This is a genomic window from Devosia polycyclovorans (genome assembly GCF_042181575.1).
GTDB classification, from domain to species: domain Bacteria; phylum Pseudomonadota; class Alphaproteobacteria; order Rhizobiales; family Devosiaceae; genus Devosia; species Devosia polycyclovorans.
Genome location: NZ_CP170082.1, coordinates 2,998,089 through 3,013,844 on the forward strand (window position 1 = coordinate 2,998,089; position 15,756 = coordinate 3,013,844).

Annotated in this window: 15 protein-coding genes; 5 read left to right on the forward strand and 10 right to left on the reverse strand. The window is 60.6% G+C overall.

What is annotated here, in order from left to right; genetic code table 11:
- Positions 1 to 60: 60 nt before the first annotated feature.
- Complete coding sequence (locus ACE4RL_RS15025; RefSeq protein ID WP_375597914.1) at positions 61 to 510, reverse strand: c-type cytochrome; 450 nt, start codon at positions 508 to 510, stop codon at positions 61 to 63.
- Positions 511 to 615: 105 nt separating this feature from the next.
- Entirely contained in the window at positions 616 to 1,623 is a 1,008-nt protein-coding gene (locus ACE4RL_RS15030; protein WP_375597915.1) for a fumarylacetoacetate hydrolase family protein, read from the reverse strand.
- Positions 1,624 to 1,823: 200 nt separating this feature from the next.
- Here ACE4RL_RS15030 and ACE4RL_RS15035 point away from each other — a divergent pair, with 200 nt between their 5' ends.
- Positions 1,824 to 2,963 (forward strand): DUF2865 domain-containing protein, encoded by a 1,140-nt coding sequence (locus ACE4RL_RS15035; protein WP_375597916.1) that lies wholly within the window; start codon positions 1,824 to 1,826, stop codon positions 2,961 to 2,963.
- Here the strand turns inward: ACE4RL_RS15035 and gltX are convergent.
- The 6 genes from gltX to rpiA form a co-directional block, all read right to left on the reverse strand.
- Positions 2,908 to 4,236, reverse strand: a complete 1,329-nt coding sequence (gltX, locus tag ACE4RL_RS15040; protein ID WP_375597917.1) for a glutamate--tRNA ligase — start codon at positions 4,234 to 4,236, stop codon at positions 2,908 to 2,910. The genes ACE4RL_RS15035 and gltX overlap by 56 nt on opposite strands.
- A complete protein-coding gene (locus ACE4RL_RS15045) occupies positions 4,233 to 5,900 on the reverse strand; it encodes an NAD+ synthase (protein ID WP_375597918.1) in 1,668 nt (555 codons plus the stop codon). The genes gltX and ACE4RL_RS15045 overlap by 4 nt, the downstream gene beginning before the upstream one ends.
- Positions 5,901 to 6,027: 127 nt before the next feature.
- Positions 6,028 to 7,407: a class II 3-deoxy-7-phosphoheptulonate synthase gene (locus ACE4RL_RS15050; RefSeq protein WP_375600294.1), complete on the reverse strand. Its 1,380-nt coding sequence runs from the start codon at positions 7,405 to 7,407 to the stop codon at positions 6,028 to 6,030.
- A 72-nt stretch (positions 7,408 to 7,479) separates the two neighbouring features.
- Positions 7,480 to 8,853: a glutathione-disulfide reductase gene (gene gor, locus ACE4RL_RS15055; protein ID WP_375597919.1), complete on the reverse strand. Its 1,374-nt coding sequence runs from the start codon at positions 8,851 to 8,853 to the stop codon at positions 7,480 to 7,482.
- A gap of 134 nt (positions 8,854 to 8,987) precedes the next feature.
- Positions 8,988 to 9,515 (reverse strand): DUF2059 domain-containing protein, encoded by a 528-nt coding sequence (locus tag ACE4RL_RS15060; RefSeq protein WP_375597920.1) that lies wholly within the window; start codon positions 9,513 to 9,515, stop codon positions 8,988 to 8,990.
- 20 nt (positions 9,516 to 9,535) lie between these two features.
- The gene (gene rpiA, locus ACE4RL_RS15065; RefSeq protein ID WP_375597921.1) at positions 9,536 to 10,234 is read right to left on the reverse strand and encodes a ribose-5-phosphate isomerase RpiA; all 699 of its coding nucleotides are present in this window, start codon (positions 10,232 to 10,234) and stop codon (positions 9,536 to 9,538) included.
- Positions 10,235 to 10,483: 249 nt separating this feature from the next.
- Here rpiA and ACE4RL_RS15070 point away from each other — a divergent pair, with 249 nt between their 5' ends.
- From ACE4RL_RS15070 to ACE4RL_RS15080, 3 genes are all read left to right on the forward strand, one after another.
- On the forward strand, positions 10,484 to 11,074 hold the full coding sequence (locus ACE4RL_RS15070; RefSeq protein ID WP_375597922.1) for a L,D-transpeptidase: 591 nt from the start codon (positions 10,484 to 10,486) through the stop codon (positions 11,072 to 11,074).
- Positions 11,075 to 11,166: 92 nt separating this feature from the next.
- On the forward strand, positions 11,167 to 12,180 hold the full coding sequence (gene moaA / locus ACE4RL_RS15075; RefSeq protein ID WP_375597923.1) for a GTP 3',8-cyclase MoaA: 1,014 nt from the start codon (positions 11,167 to 11,169) through the stop codon (positions 12,178 to 12,180).
- Positions 12,173 to 13,057, forward strand: a complete 885-nt coding sequence (locus ACE4RL_RS15080) for a phosphotransferase family protein (RefSeq protein ID WP_375597924.1) — start codon at positions 12,173 to 12,175, stop codon at positions 13,055 to 13,057. Before moaA ends, ACE4RL_RS15080 begins: the two co-directional genes overlap by 8 nt.
- Here the strand turns inward: ACE4RL_RS15080 and ACE4RL_RS15085 are convergent.
- The gene (locus ACE4RL_RS15085; RefSeq protein WP_375597925.1) at positions 13,054 to 13,455 is read right to left on the reverse strand and encodes a VOC family protein; all 402 of its coding nucleotides are present in this window, start codon (positions 13,453 to 13,455) and stop codon (positions 13,054 to 13,056) included. The genes ACE4RL_RS15080 and ACE4RL_RS15085 overlap by 4 nt on opposite strands.
- Before the next feature lie 7 nt (positions 13,456 to 13,462).
- Positions 13,463 to 13,942: an Lrp/AsnC family transcriptional regulator gene (locus tag ACE4RL_RS15090; protein ID WP_375600295.1), complete on the reverse strand. Its 480-nt coding sequence runs from the start codon at positions 13,940 to 13,942 to the stop codon at positions 13,463 to 13,465.
- 279 nt (positions 13,943 to 14,221) lie between these two features.
- On the opposite strand from ACE4RL_RS15090, the gene ACE4RL_RS15095 reads away from it, so the two are divergent.
- Complete coding sequence (locus tag ACE4RL_RS15095; protein WP_375597926.1) at positions 14,222 to 15,754, forward strand: sensor histidine kinase; 1,533 nt, start codon at positions 14,222 to 14,224, stop codon at positions 15,752 to 15,754.
- Positions 15,755 to 15,756 lie beyond the last annotated feature (2 nt).

Consider the following 15,756-nt stretch of genomic DNA (forward strand, 5'->3'; position numbering starts at 1 on the left):
GGGCGGTCCGAAGACCGCCCAATCGCTTTGGAGGCGATAGATCAGATTGAGCGGAGCGGGCTATTCGGCCCGGAACTGCTGATGGCACTGTCCGCAGGTTCCCATGAGGGACTGAAGCGCTGCCGCATAGCCATCGGCATCGCCGGCCTCAGCGGCAGCAAGGGCGTCAGCCGCGGCGGTTTCGCTGGCATTGGCTATGGCGACAAAGCCCTCCCAGTCCTCCCAGATGGCGGGAAGCGCTTTGGTGTCGCCAACAATCGAGTCTTCAGGGAAGAGATCGGGAACGTGGCTGAAATTGTCGCGCAAAGTGGTCATGGCGGTGACCGCCTCGGCCCCCGAGAGTCCGCGAGCGGAACGCAGAATGCCGCCATTTTCTTTCATCAGGGCCTGCCGCGTCTCTACAGCCTCTTCGGCTGTTTCAGGCGGCGTGAAGCCGTCCTGGGCGATCACGGCGACGGCGCCGAGAGCGAGAAAGGTGCCGATGGCGGCTGCGGAGACCAATTTCATCATCGTCTTGTTCCCTCGAAAGTCCTGCACCGGACAGGTCCTCATTCCATGCCCACACGATTGCACGGCTTGGTGACAGTCCCAATGTGCACACGCGAATGTGACCGCTTAATCAGACAGCAGAACAACTGACTGCTCGATGTCGCCAAATATCGAATGTCCGGCTGCGTCCACCGCCCCAATGCGCACCTGATCTCCCGGTTTGAGAAACGAGGTGCGGGCCCGGCCATATTTGGCCTTTTCGGCGGTTCGCGCCTCGGCAATGCAGGCAAAGCCAATACCATCCGATTTGAGCGGAAGGGTTTGGTCGTGCGGGTTCGACACCGTTCCCCCTCCAATAATGGTGCCTGCCGCCAGGTTGCGCGTTCGTGCCGCCTCGACGATCAGATCTGCGAAGTCGAAGTGCATGCCGACACCGGCATTGGGTTGACCATAGAGCTTATCATTGACCTCGACGCGGATGGGCAGATGCAGGCGATTGTCGCGCCAGTCCGCACCCAGGCTGGCCGGCGATATGGCAATGGGAGCAAAGGCGGTGGAGGGCTTGGCGTGAAAGAACCCGAAGCCGTTCTGCAAGTCATCAGCCACCAGCCGGCGCAATGACACGTCATTGAGCACGGTCACCAGGCGTATCGCAGCAGAGGCCTGCTCGCGCGTCGCGCCCATCGGCACGGCCCCGATGATGACGCCGATCTCGGCTTCGAAATCCAGAGCAAGATCGTCACTAGGCACGACAATGGGTGCTGTAGGGGCGGAAAGCGAATCTGACCCCCCCTGATAGAGCAGTGGCCGGATCGACTGCAGTTCCTCGTCCTTGCTGCCCTTGAGCGAGCGTACGCGTTCGAGATGACTCATATAGGCCGAGCCATCAATCCACTGATACGCCCTGGGAAGCGGCGCATGTGCTGCCTTTGGATCGAAAGCCTGACCAGCGATTTCTCCGGCATCGAGTTGCGCCGCCAAGGCCACCAAGGCGGGCTCGGCATTCGGCCAGTCGTCGAGCGCTGCCTGGAGATTGGGGGCAATCCGGCCGGCCGAGACGGCCCGGCCAAGATCGTTTGAAACAACCACGAGCTGGCCATCTGGCCGGCCATTGCGCAGGGTGGCAAGTTTCATGCGATCTCTCCTCAACAATTGTGTTGCCTGGACGCGCTACCGGCGGGCAAATCAGGCGGCTATAATGTTGCCACGGACGTTAAGGCATTATCCAGTGCGAGAGAATCGCTTTGGAAGCATCAGGGCTCTGGCGTGCTGGACGAACCGAAGGCTCGTCAAAGGCTTCGGAGGAGGGGCACCTCCGCAAACAGGAATTAGACGTGAACTTCAATTTGATCGGGCTTCGCCCGTTTGTCCTGCTCATTCTGGCAACCTTCGTGCTGGCGTTGGATGTGGAGGCCGCCTATGCCCAGGCTGCCCAGTGCCAACAACTGCAGTCTGCGCTCGCACAGTTCGACCGCAACGGTGACTTCCGCCAGTTGGGCAGCAATTCCAATGCTGCGCGACAATTGCAGCGTCAGGTCCAGCAGGCAGAAAGCCGATACATCCGCGAGGGGTGTAATGACGATGCGCGGGCCGGCCGCACACTCAGCCGGAGCTGCCAATTGATAGCCCGCGACGTGCTAAGCCTGCGCGACGACTATGCCCAGGTCAGCCAGTCCGTCGAAACGGCCAATGCCGTGGCCCAACAGCGCGAAGCGATCCTCCAGGAAATGGCCCGGTTTGGTTGCAATTCGGGGTCTAATGCCAGCTTTACCCGTGAGCGGCAGAATGTCTTTGACCGGATATTCGGCACCACCTCGGAGGGTGACTTCACCAATGGTGATTTCGTCGACGGCGGCGACTATTGGGGCTATCAGGGCTACAATACGGTGCGCACGGTGTGCGTGCGCCTCAGCGATGGGTATTTCTGGCCGATCAGCTACGCGACCCTGCCTGACTATATCAGCAATGATGCGATCAGCTGTCAGCAGATGTGCCCAAACACGGCGGTCGAGCTCTATTATTACAACAATCCGGGCGAAGAACCCGAGCAGATGCGCAGCATCAATGGCGTGCCCTACGCATCCCTGCCGACGGCTTTTGCCTATCGCAACGAATTCGACAAGTCGGCCAGTTGCAGCGCTGCGCCGACCGCTGACGGGTCGGTGACCGTGGTGGCGGCCGCCGATGGCAGCAGCCGATCCATGCTCGATATCAATGGCTTGCGCATTCCCATGCCGCTGCGCGATCCGCGGGGCGTGGCCCCCGTCCAGGCGGCGCCAGCGGAAGCCGTAGCTACTGTAGCACTGGTCGATGTGCCGCTGCCCCGCCCGCGCCCGTCCGGTCCGGGCGAGATCGCGCGTCAGCCAGCGGCACCTGTCGAGCCGGAACTGCGGATCGTGGAACTTGGCGGCAAGAGCGTCAGGGTAGTCGGTCCAGACACACCCTACGCCCAAGCAGGACGAGCAGGGACTTAAGCTCAGGACCGTCAGGGCGGCCGGTGAGCGCCAGACGAAGCGGCAGGAACAGGCTCTTGCCCTTGCGCCCCGTGCTGGACTTGAGCACGTTGGTCCATTGCGACCACGTTGTATCATCCCAAGGCTCGGGCGGCAGCAAGGCCTTGGCAAGGGCCAAGAACTCGCGATCCTCATCGGCTACGGCCGCCTCGACCGGACCGGTCAGGAGCTTGGACCACTCCACGATGTCGGGGAACCTCACGAGGTTTTCGCGGAGCAGCATCCACATGGCCTCGCCCTCGAGCCCCAGTGAACTCAATCGCGGCGCAGCAACCTCATAGGGCATGGCATGCAGTATGCGAGCGTTGAGGGTATCCAATTCGGCAGGATCGAAACGGGCCGAGCCGTGCGAAATCATGGAAAAATCAAGCTTTTCCGCGATAGCGTCGAGATCATCGTAGGTTTCGATGGGCAGGCTGGTGCCTGTGAGGGTGGCGACGATGGCTATCGCCAACGGCTCGTATCCATCAGCCCGGAAATCGGCAATGGACTGGCTACCGAGACGCTTCGAAAAGCCCTGCCCCTGCGAATCCGTTAGCAGGTTGTGATGCCCAAAGACCGGAACGGCGCCCCCCAGAGCCTCGAATATTTCGATCTGGGTGCCTGTGTTGGATACGTGGTCTTCGCCGCGGATGACGTGAGTAATGCCCAGATCGATATCGTCCACCACGGAGGGCAAGGTATAGAGATAGGACCCGTCCTCGCGGATCAGCACCGGGTCCGACATCGAGGCGGTGTTGACCGTTTGAGCCCCCTTGATCAGGTCATCGAAATGCACCGGGCGGCCATCGAGCCTGAAGCGCCAATGAGGCTTGCGTCCTTCTGCCTCCAGGCGGGCCCGGTCTTCATCCGTCAGGCCGAGAGCGGCGCGATCGTAAATTGGTGGCCTGCCCAGCAGTCGAGCGCGGGCTCGCTTGCGATCGAGTTCTTCCTCAGTTTCGTAGCAGGGGTAAAGCCGACCCGCAGCAACAAGTTGATCTCGCGCAGCATCATAAAGGGCGGTGCGGTCTGATTGGCGCACCAGAAGGTCCGGTTGAACACCAAGCCAAGCCAGATCGGCTTCGATTCCGTCGGCAAACTCGCGCGTGGAGCGCGCGAGGTCCGTATCGTCCATGCGCAGCACGTAGCGGCCGCCATGGCGGCGGGCAAAGTACCAATTGAGCAGGGCCGGACGGGCATTGCCCAGATGGATGCGGCCGGTGGGGGATGGTGCCCAGCGAACGGTTACGCTCATCCGATGGTCATGTCCTTGTAGCCATTGGTGATGGGATATTTGCGGCCCTGCCCGAAGGCACGCGGTGTGAGCTTGGGACCAGGCGCGGATTGCCGACGCTTGTACTCGGCAATGTTGAGCAGACGCTCGATGCGCTTGACCAAGGCCGCATCATGACCGCGAGCAACGATATCGTCGAGCGACATTTCCTCCTCAACCATACAGGTGAGGATGTCGTCCAGCACCGGGTAGGGCGGGAGACTATCCTGGTCGGTCTGATCGGGGCGCAACTCGGCACTGGGGGCCTTGTCGATGATGGCCTGGGGAATGACCTCCCCTGCCCGGCCAAGGCAATCATCCGGCAAATGCTTGTTGCGCCAGTCGGCAAGGGCATAGACATCCATCTTGAACATGTCCTTGAGCGGATTGTAGCCGCCGTTCATGTCGCCATAGATGGTGGCATAGCCAACGCCCATTTCCGACTTGTTGCCGGTCGTCAGCAGCATCGAGCCCAACTTGTTGGAGACGGCCATGAGAATGGTGCCGCGCATGCGCGACTGGATGTTTTCTTCGGCGGTATCGATGGGGCGGTTTCCGAAAATAGGCTGAAGCTCATTGAGGGCACTGTCCACCGGATCGCCGATGGCCACAACATCATAGCGTACGCCCAACCGCTCGGCGCAGTCGCGAGCGTCGCGCAGGCTCTCTTCAGATGTGTACCGGTAGGGCAACATGATGGCGTGGACCTTATCGGGCCCGAAGGCATCTGCGGCCATCGCGGCGACCACGGCACTGTCAATTCCGCCGGATAATCCCAGCACGACATGAGAGAAGCCGTTCTTGAAAACATAGTCGCGCAGGCCAAGTACGCAGGCACGCCAGGGGGCTTCCTGGACAGAACTCAGTTGCTCGACGCGACCATTGGTGCACGTCCAGCCGTTCTCGGTTCGAGTCCAGTCCGAGACAATAAAATCCTGTTCGAAAGACTTGCCCTGAAGGACCAGCCTGTCGCCCGGCTCAATCGCGAAGGACGCGCCGTCAAAGACCAGTTCATCCTGGCCGCCGACCTGGTTCAGGTAGAGCAAAGGGACACCGTCCTCAGCGACACGAGCGCGGACCAGATCCTTGCGGATGTGCTGCTTGTTGGTCCAGTAAGGCGAGCCATTGGGGCAAAGCATGATCTCGGCCCCGCGCATGGCCAGATGCTCACAGACCGCTGGGTGCCAGACATCCTCGCAGATAGGAACGCCCACAGAAACGCCCTTGATGGTGACCGGCAAGGGCAGCGGGCCGGGCTCGAAATAGCGCTTCTCGTAAAAGACATCGGTATTGGGCAATTCGCGCTTGTAGCGAATAGCGGTGATGTCACCATTTTCGGCAATGAGAACTGCGTTGTGCAGGCCGGTTACGTCGAGCCAGATTGTGGGAAGAACAAGCACCACATCGGTGCCCCTGGCTTCGGCCACCAGAGCGCGCGCAGCTCCGATGGCGTCCTTGATAAATTGTTCCTTGAACAGCAGATCGTCCGGAAAATAGCCGGTGAGAAACAGTTCGGACAGCATCAGTATGTCGGCCTTGGCGGCAGAAGCATCGCTTAGCGCCTGACGCGCGAGCGCAAGGTTTCCGGACAAGTCGCCCACCTTGGGGTTGAGCTGGGCGAGCGCGATGCGAAGCTGGTCGGTCACTGAAAGCTGGCCTGGGTGCAAGGAACAGGGCCATCCGGCACAAAGCCGGATGCGGCGCAAGGATTAGCCGCTCACCCCGGCAAGGGCAAGCGGCGCAGTCGGGAAGCGGCGTTGCAGGCGGAGAAGGCTACTCACCGGCCATGCGCTGTTGCCGCGGCGGCTTTTGCGCATGCACTTCCTCGGCCACCAGGAATGCCAGTTCCAGTGCCTGGCTGGCATTGAGGCGTGGGTCGCAATAGGTGTTATAGCGATCTGAAAGCGTTGCCTCCGTAACGGCAGAAACGCCGCCGACGCACTCGGTAACGTCGTCACCGGTCATTTCGATATGTACGCCACCGGCATAGCTGCCCATTTCGCGGTGTACATCGAAGAAATTCTTCACTTCTGCCAGAACACGGTCGAAGGGGCGGGTCTTGAAGCCAGTCGACGCCTTGATGGTATTGCCGTGCATCGGATCGCAGCACCAGACCACGGTTCGACCGGCTTTCTGGACCGTTTCGATCAGGCGCGGGAGATGCTCATGCACCTTGTCCGCGCCGAAGCGAGAGATGAGCGTGATGCGGCCGGCTTCGTCGGTCGGATTGAGCCGATCGAGCAGGCGGAGCAAATCGTCATTGGAGAGGCTGGGGCCACACTTGATGCCGATCGGATTGTTGATGCCGGCAAAGTATTCGACATGGGCTTCGTCAGGATCGCGCGTACGGTCGCCGATCCAGAGCATGTGGCCAGAGGTCGCGTACCAATCATTGGTGATGGAGTCGCGACGGGTCAGTGACTCCTCATAGCCGAGCAGCAGGGCTTCGTGGCTGGTGAAGAAGCTGGTCTGCTTGAGCGCTGGCGTGTTCTCGGGGGTGATGCCGAGGGCCGACATGAAGGTGATGGCGTCGTCGATACGACGGGCCACTTCCTCGAAGCGCGCATCCCAGCTCGACCCTTTCATGAAGCCCATGGTCCATTCGTGGATGCGGGTCAGCTCGGCATATCCGCCCATGGAAAAGGCACGGAGCAGGTTCAGCGTGGCGGCTGACTGACGATAAGCCATCAGCAGGCGGTTGGGATCGGGGACACGGGCCGCTTCGGTGAAGGCAATATCGTTGATAATGTCGCCGCGATAGGAGGGCAATTCGATGCCATCAATGGTCTCGGTATCGGCGGAGCGTGGCTTGGCGAACTGGCCCGCCACGCGGCCAACCTTGACCACGGGCTTGGATGCGCCGTGGGTGAGGACCACGGCCATTTGCAGGAAGACGCGGAAGAAGTCGCGGATATGATCAGCACCGTGTTCAGCAAAGCTCTCGGCGCAATCGCCGCCCTGGAGCAGGAAGGCCTCTCCGCGTGCGACCGCTGCCAGGCGGGTCTTCAGATCACGCGCTTCGCCGGCAAAGACCAGGGGCGGAAAGGTTGAGAGCTGATGCTCGGCATCAGCAAGGGCCGCCGGATCGGGATAGGCGGGGACCTGCCTGATAGGCTTGTCGCGCCAGGAGCTGGGGGTCCAGGTGGTCATGATCGGTCTCGCTTACGCCGGCAGAGGAGATGGGGGCGATCTAGCAAGCCAGAGCGCCCGTGCCAAGCAGAATGGTCAGACGCGCTTGCAATCGCGATAGGTGTAGCTCGGGGTCTTGAAAGTCACGAGCTCTTCTGCCGCCGAGGGATGCAGGGCGATCGTGCGGTCGAAATCGGCCTTGGTGGCGTTCATGCCGACGGCGATGGCGACGAGCTGGATCATTTCAGCGGCCCCTGGACCCAGTAGATGAACGCCTAGCACCCTGCCCTCATCCTTTTCGGTTATGAGCTTCAAGATCATGCGCTCGGTGCGGTCGGAGAGGGTGTTCTGCATCGGGCGGAAGCGAGCCACATAGACATCGATATCCCCGTGGGTAGAGGCCTCGTATTCGGTCAGGCCCACCGTGCCGATCTCTGGCTCGGAGAATACCGCGGTCGGGATCAGCGAGTGATCGACCTTGAGCGGGTTGTTGTTAAAGACCGTCTCAGCGAAATACCAGCCTTCGCGGATGGCGACCGGAGTCAACTGCGCCCGGCCGGTGACGTCACCAACGGCATAAATGGACGGTACAGAGGTCTGCGAATACTCGTCCACGGCGATCGATCCGTGTTCGGTCAATTGGACGCCGGCGGCGTCCAGGCCAAGCCCGGAGACATTGGGACGGCGGCCGGTCGCAAACATGACCGCACCATAGGGCGCGGAGATGCCATCGCTGAATGTCGCGGTGATGTCATCTCCGGTCTTGGCCAGCGACTTGATGGTGGTTTGATAGATGATGCGGATGCCGCGTTCGATCAGTCCATTCTCAAGTCCGCGGCGCATATCCTCGTCGAAGCCCCGCAGGATGCAATCGCCGCGATAGATAATCGTTGTGTTGACGCCCAACCCGGCAAAGATGGTGGCAAACTCGACAGCGATATAGCCACCGCCTTCAATCAGGATTGAATGGGGCAGCGTAGGCAGATCGAAGGCCTCGTTGGAGGTAATTCCGAATTCGGCGCCTGGGATATCGGGCACGAAGGGATGAGCACCCGTCGCCACAAGCAGGTATTTGGCGCTCAGCTCACGGCCGTTGCGGAGCAGACGAATGCCGTTCGGCCCGGTAACGACGGCGCGGTCGCGGATGATCTCGACACCGGGCTTTTCCAGGTTGCTGGCATAGGCGTGCTCGAGCCGGGCTATTTCTTTTTCCTTGGCCGCTACCAGCGTGGGCCAGTCAAAGCTGGCATCTACCTGCCAGCCGAAGCTTTCAGCGACATCGAACTGATCGCGGAAACGAGCGGCGTAGACATACAGCTTTTTGGGAACGCAGCCACGAATGACGCAGGTTCCGCCCACGCGGAACTCTTCTACGATAGCCACCTTGGCGCCATAGGTCGCGGCCATGCGAGCGGCCCGGACGCCACCGGAACCGGCACCAATGACGATCAGATCGTAGTCGAAATCCATTTCAGTCCCCTGCTCGGTTCGGCGCATCAAAACATGCCGACCTTCTATCGTCTAATGCCGATAAATATAGTTCGGGCTTCGCACAAAAAAAGACCCCGCACAAGGCGGGGTCGATGTCGGGCAGGGCAGGAGGATCAGAGCTCGATGCCCTGACCACGCAGTTCGGCGCGCACCTTGGCGAAGAACTCCGTGCGCAGATTGTTGGTATAGACCTGCAGCACGCGACGAACGTCCGCGTTCAGTTCGGAGTTGGCGGTCGCCAGCTTCTGGCCGACCGGGGACTCATAGAAGGCGACGATTTCAGTCAGTTCCTCGAGCGTGAAGTAGATTGCGTAGACGCGGGCAAACTGATCGAGCAGTTCGCCCTTGCGGCCGTTGTAGGTCTTGATGACCTCGCCGATGGCGTCGCTGGTTTCTTCCTGGATTTCCGGGTTCTGGGTAATGATCTGGCGCATCGTATCGATGCCCATTTCCACAATTGTGGTTTCAAACACCGCGCCGCGGTCGGTCAGGTCGATATATTTGCGCGCCATCTCAAGCTGCTCAGGGGGCACTTCCTGGGCAGAGGCCGGAACCACGGCCGCAATTGATCCAGCAATCAGTGCAGCCAGTGCCATGATCTTGGCACCGCGTGCCCAGTTTCCAACATTCCACAATGCCATCTTGTCTCGTCCCACGCTGGTCAATTGCTTTCGAGAAGTGTTTCTACGCCATTCGGCGTTGCCACATAAGCCTTGCGGCACATTTTCAGGAACAGTCCATGCTGGACCACGCCCGGAATGTCCAGTAGCTCGGTTGAGAGGGCTTCTGGCTGCGAAATGCGGCCAAAAAAAGCATCAAGAATGAGATGCCCCCCATCGGTGAAGAAGGCTTCACCGCTTTCAGTAGTGCGCAATTGCAGTTCACCCAGCGCGTGATGGTGCCGCATGGCACGGGCAATCGCATGCCTGGTCGCGCCCAGACCAAAGCGGTTAACCTCAATGGGAAGAGGAAACCGACCAAGCGCCTCGACGATTTTTGAGCTGTCTGCAATGACAATCATCGCGTCAGAGGCAGCTGCCACGATCTTCTCGCGCAGCAGCGCCCCGCCGCCTCCCTTGATGAGGTTGAGCGCCGGATCAATCTCATCGGCCCCATCGACTGTCACGTCCAGTCGCTCCAGGGCATCGAGATCGGAGAGCGGGATGCCGCATTCGCGCGCCTGCTTCGCGGTCGCCTCTGAGGTCGGAACGCCAACGATGTCGAGCCCCTGCGCGACGCGATCACCGAGCAACTCGACAAAATGGCGAGCGGTCGAACCAGTTCCCAGCCCCACCTTCATGCCCGAGGTGATCTCGGCGACGGCCCGGGCCGCGGCCTCGCGCTTCAGCGCATCGCTCATTGGTCTGTCCTTTTGCCAATTTGCGCGGGTGTGGCAGGGCCTCGACGTTGCTGTCAAGCCTGCGAAAGTCGACCATTCACGCTTTGGTGACTCCCAGGTGTAACCGACTAGCAACACAATAAGGCGATGATGTCGCATATGTGGCGGAAATCGGGCTGAACCCTTTCAGCTCCAATCGACACCAAGTAAGTAGCGCAAATAGTCGCGGGCCCGAATCAGGGCGACGTATTGGAGAGGGCAAGTGGAAGCATGAGCATCACAAGAATTGCACTGGCGTTTGGCATGGCGGTCCTGCTGGCAGCCAGCTCTGTACTGCCGTCAAGTGCGGCCCTGTGGTACAATCCGGACACCAACAAGTTCGAGGAGCGCTCGGCCAGCGGCAATCGCAGCGGAGGCAGCCCGATCCGCAAGCAGGTCGTCGACTATGCAACCGACTTGAAGCCCGGAACGATTGTTATCGAGACCGGCGAACGCCGTTTGTATCTGGTGCTCGAAGACGGCAAGGCCATGAAGTATGGCATCGGCGTCGGTCGCGATGGATTCCGCTGGTCCGGCACGCACCGCATTACGCGCAAGGCGGAATGGCCCGGCTGGACCCCTCCCCCAGCCATGCGCAAGCGCGTTCCCGACCTGCCGGCCTATATGCCGGGCGGCCCGGATAACCCGCTGGGTGCGCGCGCGCTCTATATAGGGTCCACGCTTTACCGCGTGCATGGCACGTCCGAACCGTGGTCGATTGGCCAGGCCGTCTCTTCGGGCTGCATCCGCCTGACCAATGACGACGTCACCGACCTCTATGAGCGCGTCAAGGTCGGCGCCCTGATCGTTGTCCGTCACTGACACGAACAAGTTTTATCAAAAGAGCCGCCGGATTGGCGGCTCTTTTCGTTTGAGCGCTTTGCGTTGACCGCCGCGGGGGATAAACTGTCGGCATGACCGTTTCGCTTCCCGAGCAACGCCCCCTGATCGACAGTTTCGGCCGACGCATTTCTTATCTGCGCATATCGGTCACGGATCGCTGTGACTTCCGCTGTGTCTATTGCATGGCGGAAGACATGACATTTCTGCCCAAGAAGGACGTGCTCAGCTTCGAGGAAGTCGAGGCCATTGCGAGCGCCTTCATAGCACGCGGTACAACCAAAATCCGGCTGACCGGTGGCGAACCGCTGGTCCGGCGCGATATCACGGCGTTGGTGCACACTCTGGGCGGCCGGCTGGGCAATGGCCTGGAAGAGCTGACCATCACGACCAATGGCAGCCAGCTCCAGAGGCACGCTGAAGGGCTGTTCAAGGCCGGCGTGCGGCGCATCAACGTGTCGCTCGACACGCTGGATGCTGACCGCTTCTCGCAAATTACGCGGCGCGGGCGCCTGAGCGACGTGCTGGCCGGGATCGGCACAGCACAGGCGGCGGGGCTTGCGGTCAAGATCAACATGGTGGCCATGCGCGGCGTCAACGACGACGAGATCGAGGCCATGATGGAATGGGCACATGGTGGCGGCATGGGTCTGACACTGATCGAGGGCATGCCACTGGGCGAAGTCGGGATTGACAGGGTCGACACTTACCTCCCCTTGCGGGAACTGCATGACCGCTTGGCGCGACACTACAGCTTCACCAAGCTGGACAAGCGTACCGGCGGCCCCGCCCGCTATGTGCATGTTGCTGAAACCGGCGGCACACTGGGCTTTATCACGCCGATGAGCCACAATTTTTGCGAGAGCTGCAACCGTGTCCGGCTGACGGCAACCGGACAGCTTTTTTTGTGTTTGGGGCAGGACGATCAGGTCAATCTGCGCGATGCCTGGCGGCAGGGTGGCGCTGCGGCGCTGGATGCGGCGCTGGACCACGCCATGATCATCAAGCCCAAGGGTCATGACTTCGTGCTGGATCGCAGCCGGGCCGAACCGGCGGTGGCCCGTCATATGAGCGTCACGGGTGGCTAAACCGGCATTCTCCGCGCACTCGCTGGAGAATTTGCTCGACCGTAACTTCCCCGCTCGCGGGCCGCTTTGGCAGCTGGCGGAAGGGCAAGAGTCTCGGGCTTTCGCCTTTGACGTGGCGGGCGAGCAGTTCGTCGTCCGCGTCAACCGGCAGGTGCAAGGATTCGAAGTGGACAGGCTGGTCCATGCCGTCCTGCCGGGCAGTGGCATTGCCGTGCCAGAGGTGACCGCCATCCTTCCGCTGGACGATCAATGGGTCTGCGTGTCCCGGCGATGTCCGGGCGAGACGCTGCAGTCATTGCCTGCGGATGGCGCATATGCCTATGGACCGGCGGTCGCCCGCACCCTCGACCAGCTTGCGGGGGTGGACGCCGTCCTCCTGGAGCGCCTTGGCGCCTCCCCCTTGTTCGGCAGCCTGGGGTGCTGGCCGGATTTTGTTCGAGCCGTAGCTGAACTGGAATGGCGGGGTGTGTCGCCCGGACTCGCTCGGCAAATCCATCAATGGACCGACCTCATTGTCCAGCATGTACCGAGGCTGCCACCTGTACTGGGGTTGGTGCATGGGGACTTCGGCTCCAACAATGTGCTGGTGCAGGATGGCGCGATCAGCGCTGTGCTGGACTGGTCGGAGGCGCGAATTGGCGATCCGCAATATGACGTTGCCAACATACTGTTCTGGCGGAGCTGGCTTCCTTGCATGGAGCAGCAAGCCCGCTATTTCGAGGCGGAAGAGCCAGGAGTCTTGAGGGACCAGGCCCGCCTGCGCTGCTACCAGTTGCGGATCGGCCTTGCGGTGCTCAGTGATGCGCTGGCCGATGGCGACGCACATCTGGCCGAGTGGGCGGCGGGGCGTCTCGCAGATATTACAGCCGAGCGCTAACGCCCGGCGGCGCGCTCTACCAGTTCGACCAGTATGCCGTCAGGGTCACGCACAAAGACCACCCGCTTGATCATCTCGGTATTGTAGGCATCGCGGGGCCCCTCAACGATGGAGACGCCGGCCTCTTCAAGCCGTTCCACCATGGCATCGACGTCGTCATAGGCCAGCGTGATATGCCGGAACCCCGCCTCCGAATGCGGAACATCACGAAAAGGACCGACCTCGTGGGCAGGCGCAGCAATCTCGAGCATGCCACCGCCGGCGTCGAGAAAAGCAAGCTCGCCCCCCGCAGTGGTTCGTCGCAGCCTCAAGTGCAGCCCCAGCAGGCCGCAGTAGAAGTCTATCGCCCGCTCCATGTTGCTGACTGTCATGCCAACGTGTTCAAAGCCAAGCAACATTGAATGCCTATTTATCGTCGTCCGAGATGATGGCGAAGTCGAGCGGTAGTGCGGTGGTGTATTTAATCTGTCCCATCGCAAAAGCGGAACTGACATCGGTCAGATTTATCCTGCTGATCAGGCGCTTGTAGAAGGCATCGTAGGCGCCGATATCGGGCACGACGACGCGCATGAGATAGTCAACGTCACCGCTCATGCGGTAGAATTCAACGACCTCTGGAAATTCATCGATCACGCCGGAGAATTTGCGCATCCAGGCGTCGTTGTGCTCGTTGGTCTTGACTGAAACGAAGACGGTGACACCGACATTGACCTTGACGGGATCGAGAACGGCGACGCGCCGCTGAATTATGCCGTCTTCTTCCATCTTCTGGATACGGCGCCAGCACGGCGTGGTGGACAACCCGACCTTGCGACCGATTTCGGCCACCGGCATGGTGGCATCGCGCTGCAAAAGCGTGAGGATTTTCCGGTCGATCTTGTCCAAAGCCATCTGCGCCCCATGAAATCAAATTTCATCTAGCCGGCATATTTTGACCGCCAGCGCCAACACAAGTGCCATAGTCATAGGTAGGGCGCAATAATATTGCGCATTGAAATCGGGCGAACGCCGCAAGATCATCTTAACCCTGTCCGCCGGCGAGTGGCCAGACGTTTATTGAGTTGGCCTGCGATCTGCCAGGCGATTTCACCCCCTGTTAACTACGGCACCCCTAAGGTCGATCGAGAGCGTCGCGAGCGCGTTTTTGTTCGCAGTATCGAGTAAATGAGTAAGACTTCCATGTCGGTCCACGATGCCAATGTCCGTGAACGCCCCGGACATGACGGCAAGCGTACAGCGCAGAAAGCCGTGCTCGAAGCCCGCCAGCGGCTGACATCGAGCTCGGGAACGCGTGCGGATTTCGACTTCGAACTTATGCATGACTATGCCGACTCCCGGATCGGGGCGGCACTGCCCATGGCCGCCATTGTCAGTATCCTGGCCATTGTTGCGAGCTTCTGGGTGCCGCTGATGGTCACGACCATCTGGGCAGGCCTGGTCATCTCGAGCCTGTTGATCGTGGTGGTCACCGCGCGGCGGTTCAAATCGGTTGACCCAGCCAAATTCAATGCCGCGCGGTGGACCACCAGCTTTGTGGCGGCGGAAAGCCTTGGCGGGTTGGCGCTGTCGCTGCTGGCTCTGTTTACCCTGGTGACCGACCCCGAAGCCCTGGCTCCCGTGATGTTCGCCATGGTGCTGGTGAGCATCGCAAGCAATGCCATTGCAACCCACACCCTACCCCCGGCAACCCTGATGAGTACGCTGCCGGTAACGGCGACAGTGTCGATTTCGCTGATCGCGCTGGGCGGCACACTCAACTATACCTTGGCAGCGGTGGCCATTTGCGGTGAGATCTTCTTTGTCTATCTGGCGCGTCAGCTTCACAATTCGGAACTGGAAACCATCACCCACCAGGCCGAAAAAGACACACTGATCTATGAGCTGGAAGAGGCGCGCAACATGTCGGATGAAGCCCGCCGGCATGCCGAGCAGGCCAATATCGCCAAGAGTCAGTTCCTGGCCACAATGAGCCATGAATTGCGTACGCCGCTCAATGCCATTATCGGCTTCTCCGAGGTGCTGAAATCGGAGCTGCTGGGGCCACACCAGGTGCCGCAATACAAGGAATATGCGGGTGACATTCACGCCAGCGGGCAGCACCTGCTCAACCTGATCAACGAATTGCTCGACCTCAGCCGCATCGAGGCGGGCAAGTATGAGCTCAATGAAGAAGTGGTGTCGCTGGTCGACATTGCGGATGACTGCCGCCGGATGATGGAGTTGCGGGCCAAGTCCAAGAATATCGAGTTGGTGTTCAGTGTGGGCGACAATCTGCCCAAGATCTGGGGCGATGAGCGCGCCATCCGGCAGGTGGTGCTGAACCTGTTGTCCAACGCCATCAAATTCACCCCGCAGCAGGGCAAGATCGTGCTGGTGGTGCAACGCAGCGGCGATGGCGGGCAGTTGATCTCAGTGAAAGACAACGGGCCGGGCATTCCAGAAAGCGAAATCGCGACTGTCCTGTCTTCGTTCGGCCAGGGCTCACTAGCGCAGAAAACCGCTGAACAGGGTGCCGGACTGGGCCTGCCGATCGTGCAAAAGATCATGGACCTGCATCAGGGCCGGTTTGACCTCTTCTCCAAGCTTCGCTTCGGCACCGAGGTGATCGCCACCTTCCCGCGCGCCCGGGTCATGGATGCACTGGCGCCCGTGGTGGAAAAGCGAAATCGGCTGGAAATCTACTCGGAAGCCGGGTGAAA

What these genes read in the sequence shown, in the direction of transcription:
- gor (WP_375597919.1), bottom strand. Translation starts at nt 8,853, where the DNA reads ATGGATTTCGACTACGATCTGATCGTCATTGGTGCCGGTTCCGGTGGC.
- rpiA (WP_375597921.1), bottom strand. Translation starts at nt 10,234, where the DNA reads ATGAGCGATGCGCTGAAGCGCGAGGCCGCGGCCCGGGCCGTCGCCGAG.
- ACE4RL_RS15025 (WP_375597914.1), bottom strand. Translation starts at nt 510, where the DNA reads ATGATGAAATTGGTCTCCGCAGCCGCCATCGGCACCTTTCTCGCTCTC.
- ACE4RL_RS15060 (WP_375597920.1), bottom strand. Translation starts at nt 9,515, where the DNA reads ATGGCATTGTGGAATGTTGGAAACTGGGCACGCGGTGCCAAGATCATG.
- ACE4RL_RS15095 (WP_375597926.1), top strand. Translation starts at nt 14,222, where the DNA reads ATGAGTAAGACTTCCATGTCGGTCCACGATGCCAATGTCCGTGAACGC.
- gltX (WP_375597917.1), bottom strand. Translation starts at nt 4,236, where the DNA reads ATGAGCGTAACCGTTCGCTGGGCACCATCCCCCACCGGCCGCATCCAT.
- ACE4RL_RS15085 (WP_375597925.1), bottom strand. Translation starts at nt 13,455, where the DNA reads ATGTTGCTTGGCTTTGAACACGTTGGCATGACAGTCAGCAACATGGAG.
- ACE4RL_RS15030 (WP_375597915.1), bottom strand. Translation starts at nt 1,623, where the DNA reads ATGAAACTTGCCACCCTGCGCAATGGCCGGCCAGATGGCCAGCTCGTG.
- moaA (WP_375597923.1), top strand. Translation starts at nt 11,167, where the DNA reads ATGACCGTTTCGCTTCCCGAGCAACGCCCCCTGATCGACAGTTTCGGC.
- ACE4RL_RS15070 (WP_375597922.1), top strand. Translation starts at nt 10,484, where the DNA reads ATGAGCATCACAAGAATTGCACTGGCGTTTGGCATGGCGGTCCTGCTG.